Genomic DNA, 21839 nt, shown 5'->3' on the forward strand with positions numbered 1-21839 from the left:
CTTTTCTTCAAATTCTCATCAGATTGTCAAAATAGTTTTACACTTCAACAAAATAAAACAGTATGAAAATGTATTTATTCTCAACAGCACTACTAGGGTTAACCGTAATCAGTTGTTCGGCACAGGATTTAAAAAAATCTGAAGTGCCTCAGCAGGTACAAAATGCTTGTGCCCAAAAGTTTCCTGAATCAAGTCATGCAAAAATTGCATGGGAAAAAGAAAAAGGCAATTATGAAGCTAATTGGGGTGGTCGCTCCGGCGAAGACAACTCGGCGCTGTTTTCTCCGGCAGGTGTGTTTATTGAAATTGTAAAAGCCATACCGGTAAGTCAGTTGCCCGCTGGCGTTGCTCAGTATGTACAGGCACATGAACATGGTGCAAAGATTAAAGAAGCAGGTTTGGTTACCGATGCTAAGGGTATGGTAACTTATGAAGCAGAGATAAAGGGTAAGGATTTAATTTTTGATAAAGCAGGAAAATTTATTAAAGTTGATTAAAGGTTTGTATGCATATCTGAATGATGTTAAGCCGCCTGTATTTAATATAAACAGGCGGTTTTATTTGGTAGAAAAGGTTAAATTCGATACTACTAAAATACATATTTTTTATATTTAATAATTAGTGATCATGCATAAAAAATTAATCAGTTCCGGCTCGCGATATGAAGCACAAATGAGCTATTCCAGAGCCGTAGTAGCGCCGCCGTTTATATTTGTATCAGGCACCACCGGTTTTAATTATCGTACCATGCACATTGCCGATGATATTGTTGCACAAACTGAACAAACATTTTTGAATATTGAACAGGCACTGCAACAGGCCGGCGCTACATTACAAAATGTAGTTCAGGTAAGGTATATTTTACCCAATGCCCAATTGTTTACATTGTGCCAACCAGTGTTACAAAAATATTTTGGTAAGGTAAAACCGGCGGCTACTATGTTGCAAGCCGGATTATTAGATGAACGGATGCTTATAGAAATTGAAGTAGTGGCGGCCATTCCTGTATAATGTGAAGCAATGACAGAAATAACCGTTTCAGCTTAATTTAAATAAAACCCTTTTAGAATTGTAGTAACTTACCCGCTTATTTAAAACGATTGTATGAAATTTGTTCAACTTTTTTTTGTTGCAATTGCCTTGTTATTAACGAGTGTTTTTATTGCGTGGATACCACATAACAGTGGATGGCATGTTTTATTTAATGGTAAAAATTTGGATGGATGGGATACTTATATTGCCCCGCCGATTAATTGGGATGGTAAACCTTTAAGCAGTGTGCCCGTTGGCCTGAACCATGACCCGCAACAGGTATTTTCAGTAGTGCCAATGGATGGCGAAAAGGTAATTCGTATATCAGGTCAACAATGGGGTGCTGTTATTACCCAAAAAGAATACAGCAATTTTCATTTGCAATTGAAATTTAAATGGGGGCATTTATTATGGGGCCAGAAACGTGGAAAGAAAATGGATAGTGGTATTTTGTATTTTTCAGTAGGTGCAAATGGTGTGGATGCGGGTGCCTGGATGCGCTCTCAGGAGTTTCAGGTAGAACAGGGTAATTGTGGCGATTACTGGGGTGTGGCCGGCGCTACTGAAAGTATTCCTGCTACTAAAATGAATGACAGTGTGTATGTGTATAATCCGAAAGGGAAAATACTGACATTTAGTGCCAACAGTAAAAATGGCCGGCATTGTGTAAAGCGAAGTGATGCGGAAAATAAAACAGGCGAATGGAATACTCTCGATTTATATTGCCATGGCGATACAAGTGTGCATGTGGTGAACGGAAAGGTAATGATGGTATTATACCATTCTGCACAAGACAACAATGGACAAATGCTACCCCTTTCAAAAGGCAAAATTCAAATACAATCTGAAGGCGCTGAAATATATTATAAAGATATTCGGATTGAACCGATTGCATCATTACCAGAACGACTGTTACAATAATCCTTTTTTCGGCATTTAAATTCTATGGTTTTGGTGTTTACAATACATAATTTTTTTACACCTTTTGTTATGGAAAAGTAATGTGTTGTATCCTGCTGCAGGAACTCCCTTTGTGATAAAAATGGCATTTCTATGTAATGTATTTAACAGTTTATTTCTGCCCGAATCTCCTTATTATAATAAGATAATTCAAGTTTCCTATTTTAAACGATTGCTTTTACTTGAAAAGCTAAAACGAATAGTAATATTTTAAGTAAGAATCCATCTTTAGTGACTGCGTGAATAGAATGGGGTGTCATTTCTACAATTTCACTAATAGTGGTTTCTATACGTTTTCTCATTGCATTTTTAATAAAAGCATGATAAGGTTTATCTGGTTTTTTACTGTTTGATTTTCTGCATATTTTTAACTCTATCAGCTCAGTTTCTTTATATAATTCTTCTAATTCATATGCTGTATAGGCACTGTCTCCAAATAAAGAGCTCTCTGGCGGCAGATCCATAAACATTTTCTGCAAGGCTTCTACATCATGTTCGCTACCAGGTGAAAAACAAATTTCAACCGGTATACCATTTTTGGTTGTAATCAACTGTACCTTTACCCCATAAAAATATTCCCTTTTACTGGCATTGAAGCCTCTCCACTGTTCTCCTGTTAATAATTTGCTCCTGTTAATACGTATGTTATGGCAGACTTTTAATGGAAACGAATCAATGATATATTCCAACTCTGCACACAAATATTTGAACATTCTGCCAATGTGTAAAAACAACCACATCAACAGCGAGGCAACCTTATGCAACCGTTTGTTAAAACCACTCTTGCCAATCATACCAGGTATCATAGCATGTGTGCGCATATAATTAATAGCATGAAACTGGTTTCCTTTAAAATAAAGAGCTGACACTATTGCCGTGCTTATGATCTCGCTATCACTAACTTTTCGTTCCTTGTGTTCATGATGATGGATGCCTTTCAATATATCATCCACTAAACAGTAAATTCCAATAACTTTGTCCTGAAGCATTTGAGTAGAAGTTTTGTTTTCGCAACTCAAAATTATTCCTATTTCAAATGCTTCTATTTTAGGAAACTTGGGTTATTTATTAAAACAAAAGAGTAAAAGCATATTGTTGAACTGTTTAATCTTAAAATCAAAAAACAATTATATGCCTGGGTGTTCCATCGCACAATACAGGAGTAAACTCTGTAAAATTTAAGTTTGTTGAACCAAATTTATTGAAACACATGCTCCGTAAGCTTTTTAGAGCTTAATAGTACAACGTATTAAATTTTATGAATTATTAATATTAATACAAAAATATCTTTCTATACTGTTTGCCATTTTTCATAAAGCAATCCTAGAATAGCTCCAAATGCCCAGTTGGCTATAAAAAAATATAAAATACCGGCTGTTGAAATACTGTTTATACCGGCAATGCCCTGTCCTAAAAGTGGTAGTACAATAAAAGCATTTATAGCCCAAGGGATTAGAGAAAAAACACTCCCCTTTACAAGACCTTTGCCGGGTAGAAACTTATTATTGATAAAAACATAAATTAAAACCATGGCCATGCCGGTAGCATAATGAAATATAATGAAAAAAATAAAACTTTTTAAGTATAGTAATAAACCCGGAGTTAAAATTGTCCGGGTTTTCAAAATAAATAATTTTAGCAATCCGCCACTTTCAGCTTCTATATGTAACAGGGGGGCGGCTTTTAATATTATAGTATTGATTGTTATTGCAATAAATCCAATAACAAATATTCTGGCTATTGAAATTTTTTTTTTAAGCATGCTCATTATCATTTTAATTAAAATTAGCAGTTAAATTACTCCCATCCCCATTTTTTAAAAATGTTATGCCCTTCTTCTGATAAAAGAAACTCTATAAAATGTGCTGCTGTTTGTTTATGTTTAGTGATAGAAGTGATCGCAATGGGTGTACCCCGGTAAACAGTTTGTGAGCTTGGTATTGTAACAAGTGATGATACATCTTTTAGTCTGTAATACCAGGACGAAAAAATTATTATTGCATCAAATTTATCATCTTTTTTCCATGTATCAATGGCTAATGCTGTATTTGCAGCAGCACCTTTAATATTTTTTTGGATGTCTCCAATAATATTTTGTTTCCCTGCTAAATCTTCCCACATTCCCAATTGTCCGGCTCCAATTACTTCAAGTATATTTACTCCAGGTAAAGTCAAGTCTTTAAGGGAATGTATATTTTTGGGATTACCAGGACGAACCAATATACCGGCAGCCCGTTTATATAGTTCAGTTCGTGTAGTATTGTCGATTAACCCAGGATGATTTTTATCAAATTGAGTGAGCATGTATTCTGCACCGCCAAATACTAAATCTGCGTTTTTATGAGCATCATTTATCCATTTTCCTTCAGGGCCTGCTATTATTTTTATTGGTGTTGAATACTTCAGTGTGTATAAACCGGCACATTCTTTCATGGCAGCGGCTGGACCACCCGGACCATAAATCATTAAGGTGTCATTGGATTGTGCCCATAGAAGCGTGGATGCAAACAAACAATAAACTGATATTATTATAAATTTTACTTTCATATGCTACCTATTTTGTGGTAAATCCATATTTTCTATAAATTGTTTTTGCAGTAGGGCTGGTTAAAAAAGTCATGAAGTCTTTTGCAGCCTGTTTGTGTGGGGCATTTTTCATTAGCCCTGCCATATAAGTAGCTGTAATGTTTTCATTATCAGGAATTGTTACCATTTCAATTGGATGATTTATCATTTGTTGATAATAAGCTTCAGAATACCAAACAGGACCGGCATCGCTCTGTGCATATAAGATGCGCATAGGTGTTTGGCGGTGATGAATTTGTGTTAAATAGGTAGTTTGGTTCTTTACTTTTACATCCATAATTTCATTTTTTAGAGCAACTCCGCCTGCTTTAATATATGCCTCCTCAATGCGTCTCCCTATACCTTCCCATTCAGGATTAGGCATACTTACTTTTATGTCTTTTCTCCCCAAATCTTTCAGTCCATGGATATTTTTGGGATTCCCCTTCGGTACCATAATCGCTAATTTGTTATATGCGTAGGCGGTAGTATCAACAAAATAGTTTGCCATTTTATCTATTCGGCTTTTACCTGCAGTGTAAACATCCGGTTGCAGGGTAATGCGCATATTACCAATTGTAATCGAACCCCCTTCAATTTGTTTTGCTAAAATACCAGGAGGTAAAGTTTCCGCAAAAATCCGTTGGTATTGTGGATATTGTTTTTTGAAAGCGGCTACCAAATCGTCGAGACACATAAACTGATTTCCTGCAAAAAAAACTACGAGTTGTGGATTGTTGATATCTCCAAATAAATCGGGCACATTGTCTACACCCGGAATAGTGAACATTACTTTACTTTTAGGTGGTATATTCCATGGAGGATCAAAACGATGATCTTGGGTAAATGCTTCAGTCATTATTAAGGCGAAAAATGCGATAAACATTAATATTTTTTTCATTGTGTATTTGTTTTAATTTTTACAATATTTGTTTTACTAAAAGAAAAATTATGTTTTATGGTTTTATAATTGACCAGCCTTCTGCCTGTCTGATAATTAGTTCGCCATTACCACTGGGTACAATCCCTATAAAATCATACAGCTGATCGCGGCTTATTTTTCTTTCTTTTAACGTATTATTACACTGGGCTACAATAACTCCTTTCTCAACCAAATTTTTTAAATCGTTTTCATATGGGCTCCCTTTCAGATAGGCATCTGTACCTCCACCAAAGGCTATTAACTCAATTTTTATTTTTCCTGCAAGCCTGGGGTCATTTAATGCGTTATTAATATTTCTAAATGCCTTTTGAATAATTTTAGGATCATTATTATCCAGCTGATAAATAGCATTATAATGTTTCAGGGTAGCTTTAGCGCCGGTAAAAGCTCTGTTTTTTTCCAGAGCATTATTCTTTTCGTTTGTCTGCGCAAAGGCGGTTGTAATGAGTAATACAAAGCCCAGTAAAAATGTTGATAATTGTTTCATGATAGGTGTTTTTATGATGAATAAAAAAAATGAAATAGTCCTTGTGTTTAAAATTTTTTTAAAAAAAGGTTGATAAAATATATAGCGAAATTTTCATGTAACCCCAATAAATTAGTGATGCCATAACTTTTTATTCAGTTATTGTGTTGCTGCAGTTAATCTTGCTGCTTTAATTGGTTGGAATGGACCAAATTTGTGTTGTTTTTCACTAAATGTATCAGCATAAGGACCAAAAGGAAAATCAATTGGTTTTTTATTAATATTTTTCCAATCCATACTTTGATCTTTATGAGGCCTTGGTTGGCTATTAACAAATGCAGCTACATCCCAGGCTTCATTATTGGTTAATTTTGGATGATGATAGTCAGTTCCAAATGGCATATTGTTTTTAACAAATGATGCAAAGCTGCTGATTCGGTATAAACCAGCACCATCATTGTAGCTATGTTCACCCCAAAGTGGCGGATAAGTATAACCAGTGCCTTCAATATTAGGTTGACCTTCTCCATTGTGCCCATGGCAGCTTTGGCAATTCGCCATATATACTTTCATCCCCTTTTCAGGACTGGCAGCCCTGTCAAGATATGTAAGTTTCATCATACTGGTTCCTCCTCTTTTTATACCTTTAGGAATACCATTGCCCAGCCATTTCATATAAGCATAGATAGCACGCATTTCGAGAGTACTTGAATCCATTGACTTACCATTTAAACTTCTTTCAAAACAATCGTTTACTCTATCATAAATGGTTTGCATACCGTTGTTGCGTGCCCTAAATTGGGGATAAGTAGCATAAACTTTACCAAAGTTATTTCCATAAGGAACTGTTCCACCTGCTAAATGGCAGTTTTGACAATTCATTCCGTTGGTAGTATGCGCTACAACACCTTTTGGGCCTAAGTAATAGGATGTATTTGCGATAAGTTCATATCCATACCAAATTAATTTTCCGCTATCACTATCTATAGGAATCTGGTATTTATTCCAACCTCTCCAAACTGTATCTACAGGTTCTGAATTTAGAAGTGCTGCTATTTTATTTTCTTCCTCCTTTTTCTCCTGTAATCCATTAATTACTTTATTGATAAGCACAAATGCTATAATAATCACTAATACCAGAGGAAACCAATTATTTTTCATAATAAAGAATTTACAAACTTATATTGATATTTTATATTGTTTCTACCGGAATATGTAACTCTATTGCAAAGTCGCATATGTAAGGCTCAACATCCTTTTTTATCCAGCGCTTCCAGGCAAATTTGAATATGCAAAAATGTAATAAGCCACTTATAAAGAAATAAAACATTACAGGTGCAGCATATAATAATAAATCAGGATTAATAAACATTATTGGCCAGGGTATAAAAATAGCAATGAAAACCCTGAGTATACTTTCACCAAAATTTACATTTAATTTTATGTCGTTTGATTGCTTTTTTTTATTCAATTCTGAATTATCATTGAACTGAGTAACGGATAATTTTTTTTCAGTGGCGGAAAGAAAAATTTTCTTCGAAACTGCCGTTGTGTTATTTTTCATTTTCATAAATTTTATAATACAAATTTCGGAAGAAAAAAAACACAAAAGAAATCACTAATTCAGATAGTCAATAACTTTAAGTAATAAGGATGATTATGGATTTCTTTTTGAGAAGAAATTTAAATTTAACAGATAAGTTCATTTAGCAATATTCTATATTGCATTTATGCTTTAAAACAAAATCCCGGCTTGTAGTAAACCAGGGTTTCGAGTTAATTAATATAAAAAAATAATTATTTTTTTATATATCCAAATAAACCATCTTTTTCATAATTTGGTCCTGCCTCAAAATAAAGACGAGTAGGGTCAATTGTAGTTGCTGTTACGGGAGGGAATGAAAGTGCCCACAATCCGTCAATTATCAATGGTTGACCTTTTGACTGTAATTGTCCTAAATACGTACCATCATTTTTATAGGCATTGATATGCCCATCGCCAAAATTTCCTACTAAAATAGTATTGGCATAACTGGTAGAGTCAGCACCAAAGAAACTGCCGGGCGCTTTTGCAATTCCCCAGGGCGAATTCAACTGTCCACCATTTGAAACCAAACGTTTAACAAATGTTCCATCGGGATTGAATATATCAACAATTCCTAAACCACTTGCGTGCACTTCGTTTCCATCGGGCCCAACTTTTGCATATAATACATACAATTGATTATCAATTGTTTGAACATTGAAAGGGGAATACTGCGCAGGCAGGTTAGGATCTGTAAAATTAATATTAACACTGTTCCAGTTATTATCAAAAACATCTATAGTACCTTTTTTAAAATTTGCCGCATATAAATAATTATAACCCATGTTGGATGCCAAGGCAAGGCCAAAATAAGAGGCGGTTGCAGAATTATTAATTTTTGTAATGGCATGTGTCAGGTTACCTTTGTTCCAACCGGAAATAATTCCATCCTGGCTCGCAAAAATAAATATGGCAGGAGAGCCATTGGGCAGTATAAAGTTAGAATTACCGGCAAAAACTTGTCCGGTTATATGCCCACCATTAGCACTATTGGGCGAAGGAATAGCTACAGGTGATAATAATTGATTGCCCTCCTTGTCGTACACAGGTGCATATCCGGTAACATTGGCACTTAACCAGATATTACCAGCAGGACTAAATGAAATACCCCATGCATCCTGCAAAATGGTGTCTACTCGCACTGCATTGTAGGCAGATGTATTGGCTACCAGGTTAACCTGATTAAAATTTTGTAACCCCGTTACAGGAAGTTGTGGTGTACCATAACCTTGTGAACTTTTTTTGCAGCCAGTAATAATCAATCCAAGTGCTAATAAAGTAATACCTCCTTTTAAAATTAGAGAGGAGGATTTTGATTTGATTGTTTTCATTTTCATTTGAGTTTAATTGTTTGAAAAAATTTTTCTGAAAATAATTTATTTATATATTTAATATGTATATTGATTTTTAGTTTAAGCTAACATTGTAACTGCCCAAAGTGCGGCAACAGATATAATAACCCATAATACTATACCCTGAATAAGTGGCTTAAAACCTACTGATACTAATACCTTTCTCGATAAACCACAACCAATTAAAAATAAAGTAAGCGTTAAGCCTGATTTAGCAATATTTACAAGGTAGTGGCTAATATGGCTGCCAAAGGGCAGGTAAGTATTTGCGATCATTGCAAGAATAAAAAGGCCAATAAACCATGGAATTTTGATGTTACCAGATTTTGAATTAAATGCAAATGCCGATAAAAATGCAACAGGTATAATCCAAAGTGCTCTTGCTAATTTTACGGTAGTTGCTACTTCTAATGCATTCGATCCATATTTATTTGCCGCTCCAACAACAGAGCTTGTATCATGTATTGCAATAGCACACCACATACCAAATTGAGTTTGAGACAAATTCAGGGCATGGCCAATAATAGGGAAGAGAAATAGTGCAATAGAATTTAAAATAAAAATAGTGCCAAGTGCGACAGATATTTGTTTCTCTTGTGCTTTAATAACGGGGGAAATAGCAGCTATTGCACTGCCTCCACAAATAGCAGTACCGGTAGAAATGAGATAAGAGGTTTTCTTCTCTATTTTTAAAAATTTACCCATTAAAAAACCAATGATTAAAGTTCCTGTTATTGATACAATAGTAAATAAAACACCTTCTTTTCCAGCCTTTAAGGCACTACTTACGTTCATTCCAAAACCTAAACCCACTACTGAAATTTGTAATAATATGTGTGTTGCTTTATGATTGAGGTGTAAATATGGATGCCCGATAAACTGAGCAATTACCAAACCCATTAATAATGCAATTGGTGGAGAAATAAATGGTGATAGACAAAATACAACCGCTAATAAAAAAATAACTTCTCTTGTAGTTATACTTCGGTCTAAAATACCTTTAACCTTTTTTTGCATTGTAGCTGCTTGTGCTGTTTCTTTCATATTGATTTCTTTGTTTTTTAGAATACAAAGCTTATCTTTAAATGAGTTGTAATTAAATTGAAAAAAGTGATGGTCAATAACTTCAGGTAATGTATAAATCTGCATCATAAAAAATTCATATCATTAAATAAATTACTTTTCCTTAACGTAAAAATATTTATATTTATTAAGTATATTTTTAATATAAAAAATGTATTATTATTCACATACATAAAATTGATATATTGAAACTATATGATTGAGATTAACTTATCCTGCTTTTTTGTCAGATGTTTTTTACTCATTCAGTTTGAATATATTTTTTTGTATTCTTTGCATTATTGCTGTTGAAGAACCGCAAAATGTTTAGCAGAAATAATTATATAAACATTTTCAACATGTTTTTTTAAAAGTATTTTTTAACTTTTACATTTAATACAATCAACTGTTTGCTAAACATCGAAAAAACATTAGATAAGGTTGCCTCTCTAAAAAATTTTAGTAATGCCTATATTTTAATTTTTCTTTAATACAGGCAGGCAGTTCAATTATTTTATTTTAAGTTCATTAAGAAATGTATATCATTCTTTCAAAAAAATTTTAGCTTTAGTGGTTTGAAATGGGTTAGATGCTTTTAAAAAGATAGTATGCTCTTTTTATTGAGGAACTAATTTTTTGGATAGTTTTTAATAAAAATGAAGGAATGGGGCAACTAAATGAAATATTTTTGCGATTATAACATTTAAAGCATTAGTATTTGCTTACAAAGGACGACTTAATAAAATGTCTTGAGGGTTGTAAAAAAAACGATAGGAGAAGTCAGGAAAAATTATATGCTTCTTACTATGGTTTTGCCATGTCTATATGTTTTAAATACGTAAATAATCACGAAGAGGCTGTTGAGGCAGTGCATGATGGCTTTTTAAAAATATTTAAGGAACTTTACCATTTCAGTACCGATACACAAATTGTGATTCCTACATTTACTGCCTGGCTAAAAAAGATTATGATTTTTACTGCTATAGACTATTATAGGAAACAAAAAAAAGAAGCAGTATTTACCGAATTGGATGTACAACATGAGGAAGTTACTAATGTAATTGAAAATGGCCTGGATAAGATGTCTCACGATGAGATTATGAAAGCAATAAAAACCCTGCCACCTGGTTACAGGCTTGTATTTAATCTTTATGTGGTAGACGGATTGAGTCACAAAGAGGTGGCAGCATACTTAAATATTTCTGAAGGAACTTCTAAGTCTAATTTATCAAAGGCTAGAGCATTTCTTCAAAAAATCTTGTTGCCTCATTTAACTTAAAAAATAAGTCAATGCCGATTGAAGACTTTGATGATAAAATTAAAAAGGCCATGCAAAACAATATACCATTGTTTGAGGAAAACGAATGGAAAAAGATGGAGGCATTGCTGGATAAGGAATTACCGCAAAATAAACGGCGGATACCCCCTTTATTTTTTTGGATACCCCTTTTTCTGATTGGATTATCTTCCACTTATTTTATTTATAACTACTATCATGCTGTCTTAATTCAAAGTAAATTTCAAAATAAAGAAGCATCTGTAATTGAACAACAGTATGAAAAAAACAAACCAAATTCGTTTGATAAACCAACCACTGAACATGGGCAAATGGATGGCAAATTAAAATTAAATGAAGCGCAATATGATACAAGCAAAACACTTGCTCAAAATAAAATTGTACCAGAAACAATGAAACTAATAAATCGGAAGGACTTCTATAATATCCCAATAACAAATTCTTCCCACAAACTAAACTATAAACAGGTATTCACCCAACAGAAAAATTCCACTAAAAGTGATGAAGTATTGAATAATACAGGCAATAGTTCAACAACTGCAATTGTAAAAACCAATGCAGTCCCCAAAATTAATAATAATAATCTTAAAGTAGTTGCTGAGGAACAAAAATATGGGTTTGTTTCAGAGAATAATAAGACTGGTACTGATACAATGAAACCAGAACCTATTGTTGCAATTTCAGAATTCAAGAAACAAAATGAGAATAATGTAGAAAATAAAGACAAACAAAATGCTAACAGTTCTTTTATAGAAAACAAATTACCAAAATCAGTCATTAAAACAAGTAAAAAAAATGAACTTTCCCTAATGGCTATATCCGGATTGCAGACCAATGGTACCAGACTTGCTGCACTTGGAACAATAGAACCAGTTTATGGTATTGGGCTGCAATATACTTTCGGGAAAAAATGGGCTGTGCGCGGAAGTATAATGCAGCAGCAAAAGAATTATATAGCACGGAATGAAGATTATCATGCCCCTACAGGCAGCTGGGCATCAGGTGTTGTCTTTAAAAATATTAAGGCTGATTGCAGTGTAATCGAAATTCCATTAAGTGTTGCTTTTAAAGTTAAGACCTTTAAAACAGGGAGCTTATTTGTATCTGTTGGATCTTCCACATACTTTATGAAGCGGGAACAATATCAGTTTTATTTTAAAGGACCATCTGGTAACGATACCACCCGAACTGCTACTTTTGTAAATAATAGCCAGCATTATTTTTCTTCCATAAATTTATCGGCAATAGCAGAAAAAAATATTTCATCCCGTTTTTCAATTCAGGCCGAGCCATTCTTTCAATTGCCGATTAATGGTATTGGGGTAGGAAAAATAAAATTGTATAATATGGGAGTGTTGTTAACAGCCAGGTTAAAGATTAAATAGTAAGCCAGACTATTTTTAAATCTTCAAATAGAACTGACACTATCTGACCGAATGAAAATTAGCAAATTTCACAAACAGTTCGGCTAGTTTTTCAGCAGGACCCTGCTGTTGTATAAAATAAAAAAAACGTTCAATGCTTAATCCTTTTATATCTATAATACAGCAATCTTTGTTTTGCAATTCCTTTAAAACCGAATGAATAGAAAGAAATGCCATGCAGTTACTATGCATTAAATAAAGCTTCATGCTTTCTGTACTGCCTAATTGCATTTCACTTTTTAATTGTGAAATTTTAATACCTAATGGCTTTAGGGCATGTGCAATCACTTCGAGCGTACCTGAACCCGGTTCTCTTAATAGTAAAGGAATCTTTTTTAATTCCTCAGGTTGAATGGTTAGTTTTTTTGCCAATGGGTTGTTGATATGGGATACCAGTACAATTTCATCTTTAACAAACTCAGTATATTTTATATAAGATTTCTTTTTTTGACCTTCAATAATTCCTATATCAATCACCTTTTCTTGTAAAGCCAATTCAATTTGCTCGGTATTATTGGTCAATAAGGTAATTGTTATCTCAGGAAATTTTTTATGAAATGCGGCTAATACAGGCGGTAAAACATATTGTGCAACGGTAGTACTGGCCCCTAAACGTAATTTCCCGGTATGGCTTTGCGATAGCGTGTTCATTTCAAATTCCAGAGTTCGGTAAATGACAAACAGCTGCTCAGTATGTTGTAATAAGGTTTCGCCTGCAGGCGTTAACTTTATTTTTGTCCCATTTCTATCAAAAAGTTTTATTTTAAAGTAGTGTTCTATTTCGTGAATATGTTTGGTAACTGCTGGTTGTGTAATAAACAATTCATCTGCGGCTTTTGTAAAGTTGAGGCGCTTGGCAACAGTATGAAATACCTGAAGTCTGAAATCAAACATAATAATTTGTTTAAATTTATATATAGTAAACTGTTAAATTGAAAATAGCCTGATAAAAGCAGCAATTGATGTTATTAACTTGGAATTAATAAAATTATTATAATAATCAAACAGCTAAACAAATTTAAGCAATATTTATAGTATTAGTAATGAAGTATCAAATATTTAATTGGGTTTAAAATTTTTTTTTAACTTAGTAAAAAGGTAATTATGAAACATTTATTTCAAAATAAATTGTTTAGGATAGCACTATTTACAATTATATTTATTTTTTTAGCTATCCAGTTTATCAAACCAAAATTAGAAATTTCAAATCAAAGCAATGATCTTTCATTGAACCCTGCCGTAAAGAAAATTTTTAAAAGAACCTGCTACGATTGTCATTCAAATGAAACCAATCTTTCGTGGTTTGATAAAATTCAACCCGCTTACTGGTTAGTTGCTCAACATGTTAAAACAGGCAGGCAATATTTAAATTTTTCTCGGTGGGACAGTATGCCTATGACAATACAAAAAGGCGTGTTATTCGAATCTCTTAACCAAATTCAATTTGGTACAATGCCATTAGATTCTTATGAAAAAATTCATCCGGGCTCAAAAGTAAGTTCAAGCGAAGTATCTGAAATTGAAAAATATCTTTCTACTCTTATAACAAACAATCCCTCCGATTCTTCGGTTATAAATAGTGCAAACAGGCAATATAATGACTGGTTGCAGCATCAGGCGTTGAATTTTGCAACAGCACCTTCACCAAATGGTATAGAATTTATTCCTGCATACAAAAACTGGAAAGCAATTAGTTCAACCGATAGGTTAGATAATGGAACGATGCGGATTGTTTTTGGGAATGACATTGCTGTAAAAGCAATTTCAAATAAAAATATTAATCCATGGCCTGATGGAACTATTTTTGCTAAAGCTGCCTGGGCACAGGTTAGAGACTCTTTAGGTAATGTACATACCGGACAATTTATACAAGTTGAATTTATGATTAAAGATGCTCGAAAGTATGCATCAACGAATGGTTGGGGTTTTGCAAGATGGAAGGGTGTTTCTTTGATGCCTTATGGGAAGAACAAATTATTCACAACTGAATGTATGGGTTGTCACCAGCCTATGAAAAATAATGACTTTGTGTTTACCATGCCATTAACTTTTTAAATAAAAAAAATGAAAAAATCATATAGTGTATATTTAATTTTTTTATTGTTACTTAGTTGCGGTCGTACTGAAAATAAAGTTGATACTCTAATCAATATTTCTGCTTCCCAGATTGATTCAATTTCATTCAATCCACTTAAATGGAAAGTAGTAACCTCATCAATCAATTATGCTAATAATACCCAATCAATATTGTATGGAAATGATATAGCCGTTGGTTATGCAAGGTCAAATGCAGCAAAGAAATATCCGCCCGGTTCAAAATTATGTTTTGTAACCTGGAGCCAACAAAACGATAAACATTGGTTTGGTGCAAAAATACCTTACCAAATCATCTCAATAGAATTGATAACATTTAATAACATAATCAATGGCAGCTCTTCAAGAATTTATGAAAAATATGCTGGGAAACCATTGCGAAAGTTAAACGAACTCGATTCAGCTTTTACGGCTCAACGCATCAATTATATAATTTCTCAGGATGCTTCTGTACTTCCATAATTTTGATATTTCTGATGTATCATTTGTTATATGAACTGATTCATTTTTTGTAGAAATAATTGCTTTGTGGTACGTATGTAGCAGGTATCGTTTATGTGCATTAAAAATATATATAAATTAATTAAACTATTTCAGTTTACTGAAGCGTAAACTATTTACGTTGAAGAAGTATCAAAGTAAAATTAAAGTTCGGTAGATTATTTAAACGAAAATTCCTCTTCATCCAGTACTCCTTAAAAGATATAATTTTAAAATTTAGAAGCAGTATCAAAATTTTGTAAACCAATTCATTGCGTTTGCAATAATTTGTTAAAAAATCTTCACTTAAACAAATAAGAGGGTTCTCCCAATTTTTTAATCAACTCCTAATCTGTTATTCATACAACAACTTTGCTTTTGTTGTTTCTTTATGTTGTTAATTTTAAATGCAATAAGCATATATAATTTCATATTTAATTTAATTCATCTTTTATGAAACATATTTCAATAATGCTCTTTTTAATGGCAATAACAATTGCAGCCAACAGCCAGATAACTGATTCTTTAAACAACGAAAAATTACTCCGCGAAAAAATACTCAATGATATTCAGCAAAATTTAGAAAAGAAAAATCAGGTGTTTGATTCTACTATTCTGCACATTAATGAAAGAGTAGATAATCTGGATAGTGCTATTAAAGTAACCACCAGTGTAAAAGTAAAAGCCGATAAGCTGGTAGAGCGGGTTCAGGCATTGGAAGATAAACAAAAGGCGCAAGACCTGAATGAAATGAATATTTACCAGGCTAATTACCAAAGTGCTATTGTAAACTTAGTTTCCATGCAAAGAGAAATTAAGCCATTGATATTATTTAATACCACTCGTGAATTTTTTACGCAATTAGCTGATGCCGGCAACCCCATGAATTATGCCGGTTATACCAAGTGGTTTAATCAGTTTAAAGATTTTGTTAAAGCCAATAAGCAAAAAGAATCTATGCTTACGATCAGTAATAATTTATTAAATTTTTCAGGGTCTGCTGCACAGGCTGTTCCGGTAGTGGGTCCAATTTCTTCCGTATTGTTTTCCGGCATGTCAACCTATGTCAATTCATTAGGTAAAAAAGAAAAAGAGCTTAGAACAGAAAGTGAAAAAATGATTACACTTACTGCCAAAGTTGGTCAGTTTGATTATGATAAAAGTGAAGTAGAACATGAATGGAAATTAATTACCGATGAGCTAAATAACCTGCAAAAAATATACAGTAAATCGCTCGAAAAAAACCTGAATATGTTACTGGTAGATGCCAACGATTTTAATCAAAATTTTTCTCAGGAAAGTGATGCAGAAAAAAGATACCAGTATTTAACGGCATTGCGCCAAAAGGCCAGCGATTATGTGGCTGAACAAAAAAGCAAATCGCCCAAAGACTGGAAAGAAAATGTGTACAATGAAATGATGGCGATTCAATCATTGAAAATGCGTTTTGGGCAACTTACTTTTCGCATCAATGAAAACATTGTAAAATATGCCGATGTATTTAACAAGTATAAAGATGATGAGGATATAGGTGGAAAAATGACTGCACTTCAAAACAAGCTGAATGAATTAAAAGATACGTTCGACAAAGCATTCGATCCGCTTGATTATATTAATTCGGCCTCTAAAATGTACAAAGTAATGTAATCAACAAAGCCGGCTGGCTTCCTGTTTCTTCCAATTAAAACCAACTATTTAAGCGGTGTTATTCGGTGGTAATTCACCCATAACCCGCTTTATTAATAATGGGGCTTTTCAGCGGCTTAACTATGGCTTATCCCCCTGTTTAATACCTTCAAAACAAATTTTTAAAGCAGGATTGCCAGTTGTTTTTTATGGTATTTTACTGTTAACTTTAAACCAAAGTACGGTGAACAGTTAAATTGGTCGGTTTATTTTATCATCTATCTACAAATTGCAGCTTAAAAATTTGTATATGTATAAACAAACATTGTTTTGGATTGCCCTGTTTTGTTGCGGGTTTACCATGGCGCAAACTACCGGAAACTATACACCCACACCCCAAAATCTGAAAGCCCGGCAATGGTTTCAAGAGGCAAAATTCGGTTTGTTTATTCATTGGGGCCCATTTAGTATCCCAGGCAATGGGGAATGGGTGATGAATAACCGCAACATTACCGTAAAAAATTATACCCGTTTAATGGATTTCTTTAATCCCATTGCGTTTGATGCCAATGCCTGGGTGAAGATGGCAAAAGAGGCAGGTATGCAATACATTACCCTTATTACCCGCCACCACGATGGTTTTAGCATGTGGAATACCCGGCAATCTGATTTTAACATCATGAACACGCCCTACCATCAGGATATTGTGAAAATGATGGCCGATGCCTGCCATGAACAAGGTATGCCCTTGTTTTTTTATTATTCGTTATTAGACTGGAGAAGAGATGATTATTCCTGGAGCACCGGCCGCACGGGCAAAGGCACCGGAAGAACCAAACAGGAAGATTGGAACCATTATATTCAATTCATGAAAAACCAGTTAACCGAATTATTAACCCAATATGGCCCGGTAGCCGGTATTTGGTTTGACGGGTATTGGGATCAGTTAAAAAATGATACGAATAAAAACCAACGGCCTGCCGTTGACTGGCATTTGAATGAAATTTACTGCCTCATTCATACCTTACAACCGGCCTGTTTAATTGGTAATAACCACCACATGCAACCCCTGCCCGGCGAAGATTTTCAGATGTTTGAGAAAGATTTGCCCGGTGGTAATACCAGTGGTTTTGGCGGTGCGTCCGTATCGCATTTGCCATTAGAAACCTGCGAAACCATTAATGATTCATGGGGCTTTAATTTGGCCGATACCAATTATAAATCAACCGCTCAGTTAGTGCATTATCTGGTGAGGGCAGCAGGTTTTGGAGCTAATTTTTTATTGAATATTGGCCCTATGCCTAATGGAGCAGTACAACCTGAATTTCAGGAGCGGTTGGCCTATATGGGCCAATGGCTGCAAACATACGGCAGTAGTATTTATGGTACACAGGGAGGGTATTTGCGTCCGCAAAACTGGGGTGCCATTACCCAAACCAATGGTAAGTTATTTCTGCATATACTAAGTGATAGTGTAACCACATTGCAGCTTCCACAATTCCCTTTTAACAAAATAAAGAAAGTGTATGCTTTAAAATCCGGGCAGCCGGTACTGGCACAGTTGCAAAATAATGTTTTGTTATTAACTGATATTCAGCAACAGCAAGATGAGCCTGATAGGGTATTTGTAGTGGAAGGGGAGTAGGATTAAGCGGCTAAATCTTATATGAATGCTACTTACTTGTTGCAAAATTTATAATTTAAAAAAACTTAAAAGTATTCAAGAACAAGCAAATTCTTAACTCTTTAATCTTAATTCAAATTCAAAAACAGCTAATAAAATTATTAGCTGTTTTTATAAACAAGAAAAATTCATTACTTTGTATTTTCATGCTTAGGAAAATTGCTGCCATACTGCTACTATTCCTATTTTGGTTTAACCTGATAGGATATCGGGTTCTGTTTCAATATATGGAATGGCGATCAAATATTTCCATGGAAAATAAATTAAATAAAGTTAATTATAATGAAGTAGACTTAGTAACTTTTAAAATTTCAACAACATTACCTCCTTATGTAGAAAAAACAAATACCTTTCAAAGTATTCAAGGAAAGGTTATGGTGAAAGGGATACAATATAATTATGTAAAAATGCGATTTTATCATGATACTTTGGAAGTAAAATGTTTGCCCAATGAACAAATGGTGAAAGTGCTGAATGCAAAAGAAGAATTCGCAAACCTTGCTAATGATTTGGTTTTTCAGTCTAATGAAAAAACAACTCATTCAACTTCCACAAAAAATTTCTCAGTTAAAAAAGGTGCAGGTGATTACGACAATTATTCGACGAACTTTAAAATAGATCTGTTCCATAGAATATTATTTCATTACTCTTATGAGATAAATGAGAAAATTATCTGCCCAAATATTCGAGTTCCTGATGAGCCTCCACAAATAGCTTAACTTTTATTTCTTTTACTTTTAATTATTTTTTTGGCAATATATTTTATTGTCCAAATTGTAAACATTTTTGAATTTTTTGAAAGTAAAAATCTAAAATCATTGCTGAATAATCGGCATATGATACTTGTATTTATTATTCTATCAAATATAGATCTTCTAAAATGAAATTTATTATATATTTATTGCTGTTTGTTAATTTTTTTAATTTTACGAATCAGTTAAATGCACAAGGTTGTGTAGCTATTCGGAGTTCTGGAAGTTATACAATAAGCCATGATGATGCAGATACACTTTCCAATTGGGACATGATTGTAAATAATCGTTATTTTAAATCTTATAAACACTTTATAGGCACGGATCAGCAAAAACAACGTGTTGAAAATGGAACTAATGTTATTAATCATCAATATACAATGGATGTGGCAATTGTTCGAAATATTGATAGAAGGTGGTCATTTATGTTAGATATACCATTAGAAGCTAATTCAAGATCATCTTTATATGAACACGATAAAATTCATCGATATGTTACCCATTCATTTGGGGTTGGCGATATTCGTTTTGCTGTTTACCGTTGGTTATTCAATCCTGATAAATTTAGTAAAGGAAATTTACAAGCAGGACTTGGGCTAAAACTGCCAACCGGAGATTATAGATTCCAGGATTATTTTCATACTTCAGACTCAACAAAAGTATTAGGTCCTGTTGATCAATCAATTCAATTAGGGGATGGCGGAACCGGGATTACATTAGAAATTAATGGGTATTATAATTTTAATAGTAAGTGGAGCCTTTATGGCAATTTTTATTATTTATCTAATCCAAGAGATCAAAATGGTGTATCAACTGCAAGAGGAGGGCTGCCTCCTGCAATGAGTGTAAAAGTTGGGAGTGATGTGATGAGTGTGCCTGATCAATATATGGTTAGAGGTGGACTTAATTATATGACACATCAATTTTCTGCATCATTAGGATTAAGAGACGAATGTTTACCTGTTCATGATTTAATTGGTGGAAGTGATGGTTTTAGAAGACCCGGGTTTATTATTTCTGCTGAACCAGGATTTACTTATCGATTACATAAAGTTTCATTATATGCTTACATTCCTATTGCGCTTATTCGCGATAGGACGCAAAGTGTACCCGATAAAAACCAAACAATGATAACAGGGATTTATACACATGGTGATGCAGCTTTTTCAGATTATGCATTAGATATTGGCATGAATGTTCACTTCTAAGAAAATATAAACTATTATGCAGCTAAAAGGAGTTTGAAATTTTAATAGCACCTCCTTCTTTTAGCTGTTTTTAAAAATTATACACATGAAAAATTATATATTCCTATTTTATTTTTTAGCCTATACCCATTCGTTGCATGCACAACTACCTACTATTGGTAATAAAGTAACAGAAATAAAACTTCCTGACATAAACGGAAAAAAAATAAAATTAACTTCAATAAAAGCTAAATTCATTCTAATAGATTTTTGGGCTAGTTGGTGTGGACCCTGTCGAAAAAGTATACGAGATTTACAAAAGCTTTATCAAAAATATCATTCCTTGGGTTTAGAAATTTATGGTATTTCATTAGATACTAACAAGAATGATTGGGTGCAGGCCTTGAATGAAGATCAACCACATTGGATAGAAGTGAATGACTGGAATAATAAAATAGCTATTTCCTGGCAGGTAAAGTATATTCCGGATACTTTCTTAGTTGATCAAGAAGGGAGGATAATTGCACATAATTTAAATAAAGATCAATTATATGAATTTTTAAAAAATAAATTATTGTAATTAATCATTTATTTTTAGCGTTATAATATATAAACATTGCTTATTTCTCTTGTGTAATTATATGAATTACCCTTATTTTCTTTGTATTTTTGTATAGATGTTCGATGTTTTATTGGCGCATATTCAGGAAAAAGTAACCCTTTCGGCAACTGATGTTGCGGTATTAAAATCTTTTTTCATTCCCAAAAAACTGCGTAAACGGCAGTATTTATTACAGGAAGGGGATGTATGTAAATACCTGTTATTTGTAGAGAAGGGATTATTGCGGATGTACCATGTAGATGAAAAAGGTACGGAACACATGATACAATTTGCATGGGAAGGCTGGTGGATGGCCGATACGTACAGCTTTTTATCGGGAGATGTTTCTGAATACAATATTGATGCCATTGAAGATGCTGAATTATTGATGATTACGCTCGATAATTTTGAAGCATTGTTATTGCAAGTACCGGTAATGGAACGCTATTTCCGCATACTTTTTCAAAACAACATTATTTCTAAAGAAAAAAGATTGGTCAATACCATCAGCTATTCTGCCGAAGAAAAATATACCCGGCTGGCAGCTGCCAATCCGCAGTTGCTGCAACGTATTCCCCAAAATCTCATTGCTTCTTATCTGGGCATAACACCCGAAACCCTGAGCCGTATCCGTAAAAAATTAATGAAATCTAAATAAACGGCTTGATCTACATCAAGTGTTTTTCTTGTTCTGGCGCAAGTGCCTCCATAAAACAATGCTGTAGCTTT

The 21839-nt window shown here is 33.6% G+C and carries 23 protein-coding genes; 13 read left to right on the top strand and 10 right to left on the bottom strand.

The features are described 5' to 3' along the window. Positions 1 to 62 precede the first annotated feature (62 nt). The 3 genes from AC3QLY_RS03225 to AC3QLY_RS03235 all read left to right on the top strand — a co-directional run bounded on the left by AC3QLY_RS03225 (position 63) and on the right by AC3QLY_RS03235 (position 1953). Entirely contained in the window at positions 63 to 497 is a 435-nt protein-coding gene (locus AC3QLY_RS03225) for a PepSY-like domain-containing protein (protein ID WP_492990588.1), read from the top strand. A gap of 130 nt (positions 498 to 627) precedes the next feature. Then, positions 628 to 1011 (top strand): RidA family protein, encoded by a 384-nt coding sequence (locus AC3QLY_RS03230; RefSeq protein ID WP_492990590.1) that lies wholly within the window; start codon positions 628 to 630, stop codon positions 1009 to 1011. Positions 1012 to 1104: 93 nt separating this feature from the next. Then, positions 1105 to 1953 (top strand): 3-keto-disaccharide hydrolase, encoded by an 849-nt coding sequence (locus AC3QLY_RS03235; protein ID WP_218331144.1) that lies wholly within the window; start codon positions 1105 to 1107, stop codon positions 1951 to 1953. Positions 1954 to 2156: 203 nt separating this feature from the next. Here AC3QLY_RS03235 and AC3QLY_RS03240 read toward each other — a convergent pair whose 3' ends face one another. The 9 genes from AC3QLY_RS03240 to AC3QLY_RS03280 all read right to left on the bottom strand — a co-directional run bounded on the left by AC3QLY_RS03240 (position 2157) and on the right by AC3QLY_RS03280 (position 10055). Beyond that, positions 2157 to 2981 carry an IS982 family transposase gene (locus AC3QLY_RS03240; protein WP_075051507.1) on the bottom strand — a complete coding sequence of 275 codons (825 nt, stop codon included), beginning with the start codon at positions 2979 to 2981 and terminating at the stop codon, positions 2157 to 2159. Positions 2982 to 3283: 302 nt separating this feature from the next. Beyond that, on the bottom strand, positions 3284 to 3754 hold the full coding sequence (locus AC3QLY_RS03245; protein WP_143439460.1) for a hypothetical protein: 471 nt from the start codon (positions 3752 to 3754) through the stop codon (positions 3284 to 3286). A gap of 35 nt (positions 3755 to 3789) precedes the next feature. Beyond that, the gene (locus tag AC3QLY_RS03250; RefSeq protein WP_074420545.1) at positions 3790 to 4539 is read right to left on the bottom strand and encodes a substrate-binding domain-containing protein; all 750 of its coding nucleotides are present in this window, start codon (positions 4537 to 4539) and stop codon (positions 3790 to 3792) included. Between the two features lie 7 nt (positions 4540 to 4546). After that, the gene (locus AC3QLY_RS03255) at positions 4547 to 5458 is read right to left on the bottom strand and encodes a molybdate ABC transporter substrate-binding protein (protein WP_074420544.1); all 912 of its coding nucleotides are present in this window, start codon (positions 5456 to 5458) and stop codon (positions 4547 to 4549) included. 55 nt (positions 5459 to 5513) lie between these two features. Next, positions 5514 to 5987 (bottom strand): DsrE family protein, encoded by a 474-nt coding sequence (locus tag AC3QLY_RS03260; protein ID WP_074420543.1) that lies wholly within the window; start codon positions 5985 to 5987, stop codon positions 5514 to 5516. A gap of 138 nt (positions 5988 to 6125) precedes the next feature. After that, positions 6126 to 7127, bottom strand: coding sequence for a c-type cytochrome (locus AC3QLY_RS03265; protein WP_492990594.1), 1002 nt, complete (start codon positions 7125 to 7127; stop codon positions 6126 to 6128). A gap of 31 nt (positions 7128 to 7158) precedes the next feature. After that, on the bottom strand, positions 7159 to 7530 hold the full coding sequence (locus AC3QLY_RS03270; protein ID WP_143439639.1) for a hypothetical protein: 372 nt from the start codon (positions 7528 to 7530) through the stop codon (positions 7159 to 7161). Between the two features lie 233 nt (positions 7531 to 7763). Beyond that, positions 7764 to 8882, bottom strand: coding sequence for a TIGR03118 family protein (locus tag AC3QLY_RS03275; protein WP_074420551.1), 1119 nt, complete (start codon positions 8880 to 8882; stop codon positions 7764 to 7766). An 81-nt stretch (positions 8883 to 8963) separates the two neighbouring features. Beyond that, positions 8964 to 10055, bottom strand: a complete 1092-nt coding sequence (locus AC3QLY_RS03280) for a YeiH family protein (protein ID WP_492990597.1) — start codon at positions 10053 to 10055, stop codon at positions 8964 to 8966. A 628-nt stretch (positions 10056 to 10683) separates the two neighbouring features. Here AC3QLY_RS03280 and AC3QLY_RS03285 point away from each other — a divergent pair. Together AC3QLY_RS03285 and AC3QLY_RS03290 are read left to right on the top strand one after the other, a co-directional pair. After that, positions 10684 to 11244 (top strand): RNA polymerase sigma factor, encoded by a 561-nt coding sequence (locus tag AC3QLY_RS03285; RefSeq protein ID WP_074420549.1) that lies wholly within the window; start codon positions 10684 to 10686, stop codon positions 11242 to 11244. Positions 11245 to 11255: 11 nt separating this feature from the next. Next, the gene (locus AC3QLY_RS03290) at positions 11256 to 12647 is read left to right on the top strand and encodes a hypothetical protein (protein WP_492990599.1); all 1392 of its coding nucleotides are present in this window, start codon (positions 11256 to 11258) and stop codon (positions 12645 to 12647) included. Positions 12648 to 12686: 39 nt separating this feature from the next. Here the strand turns inward: AC3QLY_RS03290 and AC3QLY_RS03295 are convergent, their stop codons facing one another. Further along, positions 12687 to 13580 carry a LysR family transcriptional regulator gene (locus AC3QLY_RS03295; protein ID WP_074421148.1) on the bottom strand — a complete coding sequence of 298 codons (894 nt, stop codon included), beginning with the start codon at positions 13578 to 13580 and terminating at the stop codon, positions 12687 to 12689. A 210-nt stretch (positions 13581 to 13790) separates the two neighbouring features. Between AC3QLY_RS03295 and AC3QLY_RS03300 the strand changes: the two genes are divergently transcribed. The 8 genes from AC3QLY_RS03300 to AC3QLY_RS03335 all read left to right on the top strand — a co-directional run bounded on the left by AC3QLY_RS03300 (position 13791) and on the right by AC3QLY_RS03335 (position 21768). Further along, the gene (locus AC3QLY_RS03300) at positions 13791 to 14741 is read left to right on the top strand and encodes a heme-binding domain-containing protein (RefSeq protein ID WP_074421147.1); all 951 of its coding nucleotides are present in this window, start codon (positions 13791 to 13793) and stop codon (positions 14739 to 14741) included. Between the two features lie 9 nt (positions 14742 to 14750). Beyond that, complete coding sequence (locus tag AC3QLY_RS03305) at positions 14751 to 15242, top strand: hypothetical protein (RefSeq protein ID WP_492990602.1); 492 nt, start codon at positions 14751 to 14753, stop codon at positions 15240 to 15242. A 471-nt stretch (positions 15243 to 15713) separates the two neighbouring features. After that, positions 15714 to 16907 (top strand): hypothetical protein, encoded by a 1194-nt coding sequence (locus tag AC3QLY_RS03310; RefSeq protein WP_492990604.1) that lies wholly within the window; start codon positions 15714 to 15716, stop codon positions 16905 to 16907. Between the two features lie 289 nt (positions 16908 to 17196). Then, positions 17197 to 18531: an alpha-L-fucosidase gene (locus AC3QLY_RS03315; RefSeq protein ID WP_492990606.1), complete on the top strand. Its 1335-nt coding sequence runs from the start codon at positions 17197 to 17199 to the stop codon at positions 18529 to 18531. Between the two features lie 290 nt (positions 18532 to 18821). Next, a complete protein-coding gene (locus tag AC3QLY_RS03320) occupies positions 18822 to 19289 on the top strand; it encodes a hypothetical protein (RefSeq protein WP_492990608.1) in 468 nt (155 codons plus the stop codon). Between the two features lie 161 nt (positions 19290 to 19450). After that, positions 19451 to 20530: a hypothetical protein gene (locus tag AC3QLY_RS03325; protein WP_287100824.1), complete on the top strand. Its 1080-nt coding sequence runs from the start codon at positions 19451 to 19453 to the stop codon at positions 20528 to 20530. A gap of 85 nt (positions 20531 to 20615) precedes the next feature. After that, positions 20616 to 21089 carry a TlpA family protein disulfide reductase gene (locus tag AC3QLY_RS03330; protein ID WP_218331965.1) on the top strand — a complete coding sequence of 158 codons (474 nt, stop codon included), beginning with the start codon at positions 20616 to 20618 and terminating at the stop codon, positions 21087 to 21089. 97 nt (positions 21090 to 21186) lie between these two features. Then, a complete protein-coding gene (locus tag AC3QLY_RS03335) occupies positions 21187 to 21768 on the top strand; it encodes a Crp/Fnr family transcriptional regulator (protein WP_074421241.1) in 582 nt (193 codons plus the stop codon). Positions 21769 to 21839 lie beyond the last annotated feature (71 nt).

The sequence above is a fragment of the Hydrotalea sp. GW822-HT8A01 genome (assembly GCF_058798575.1).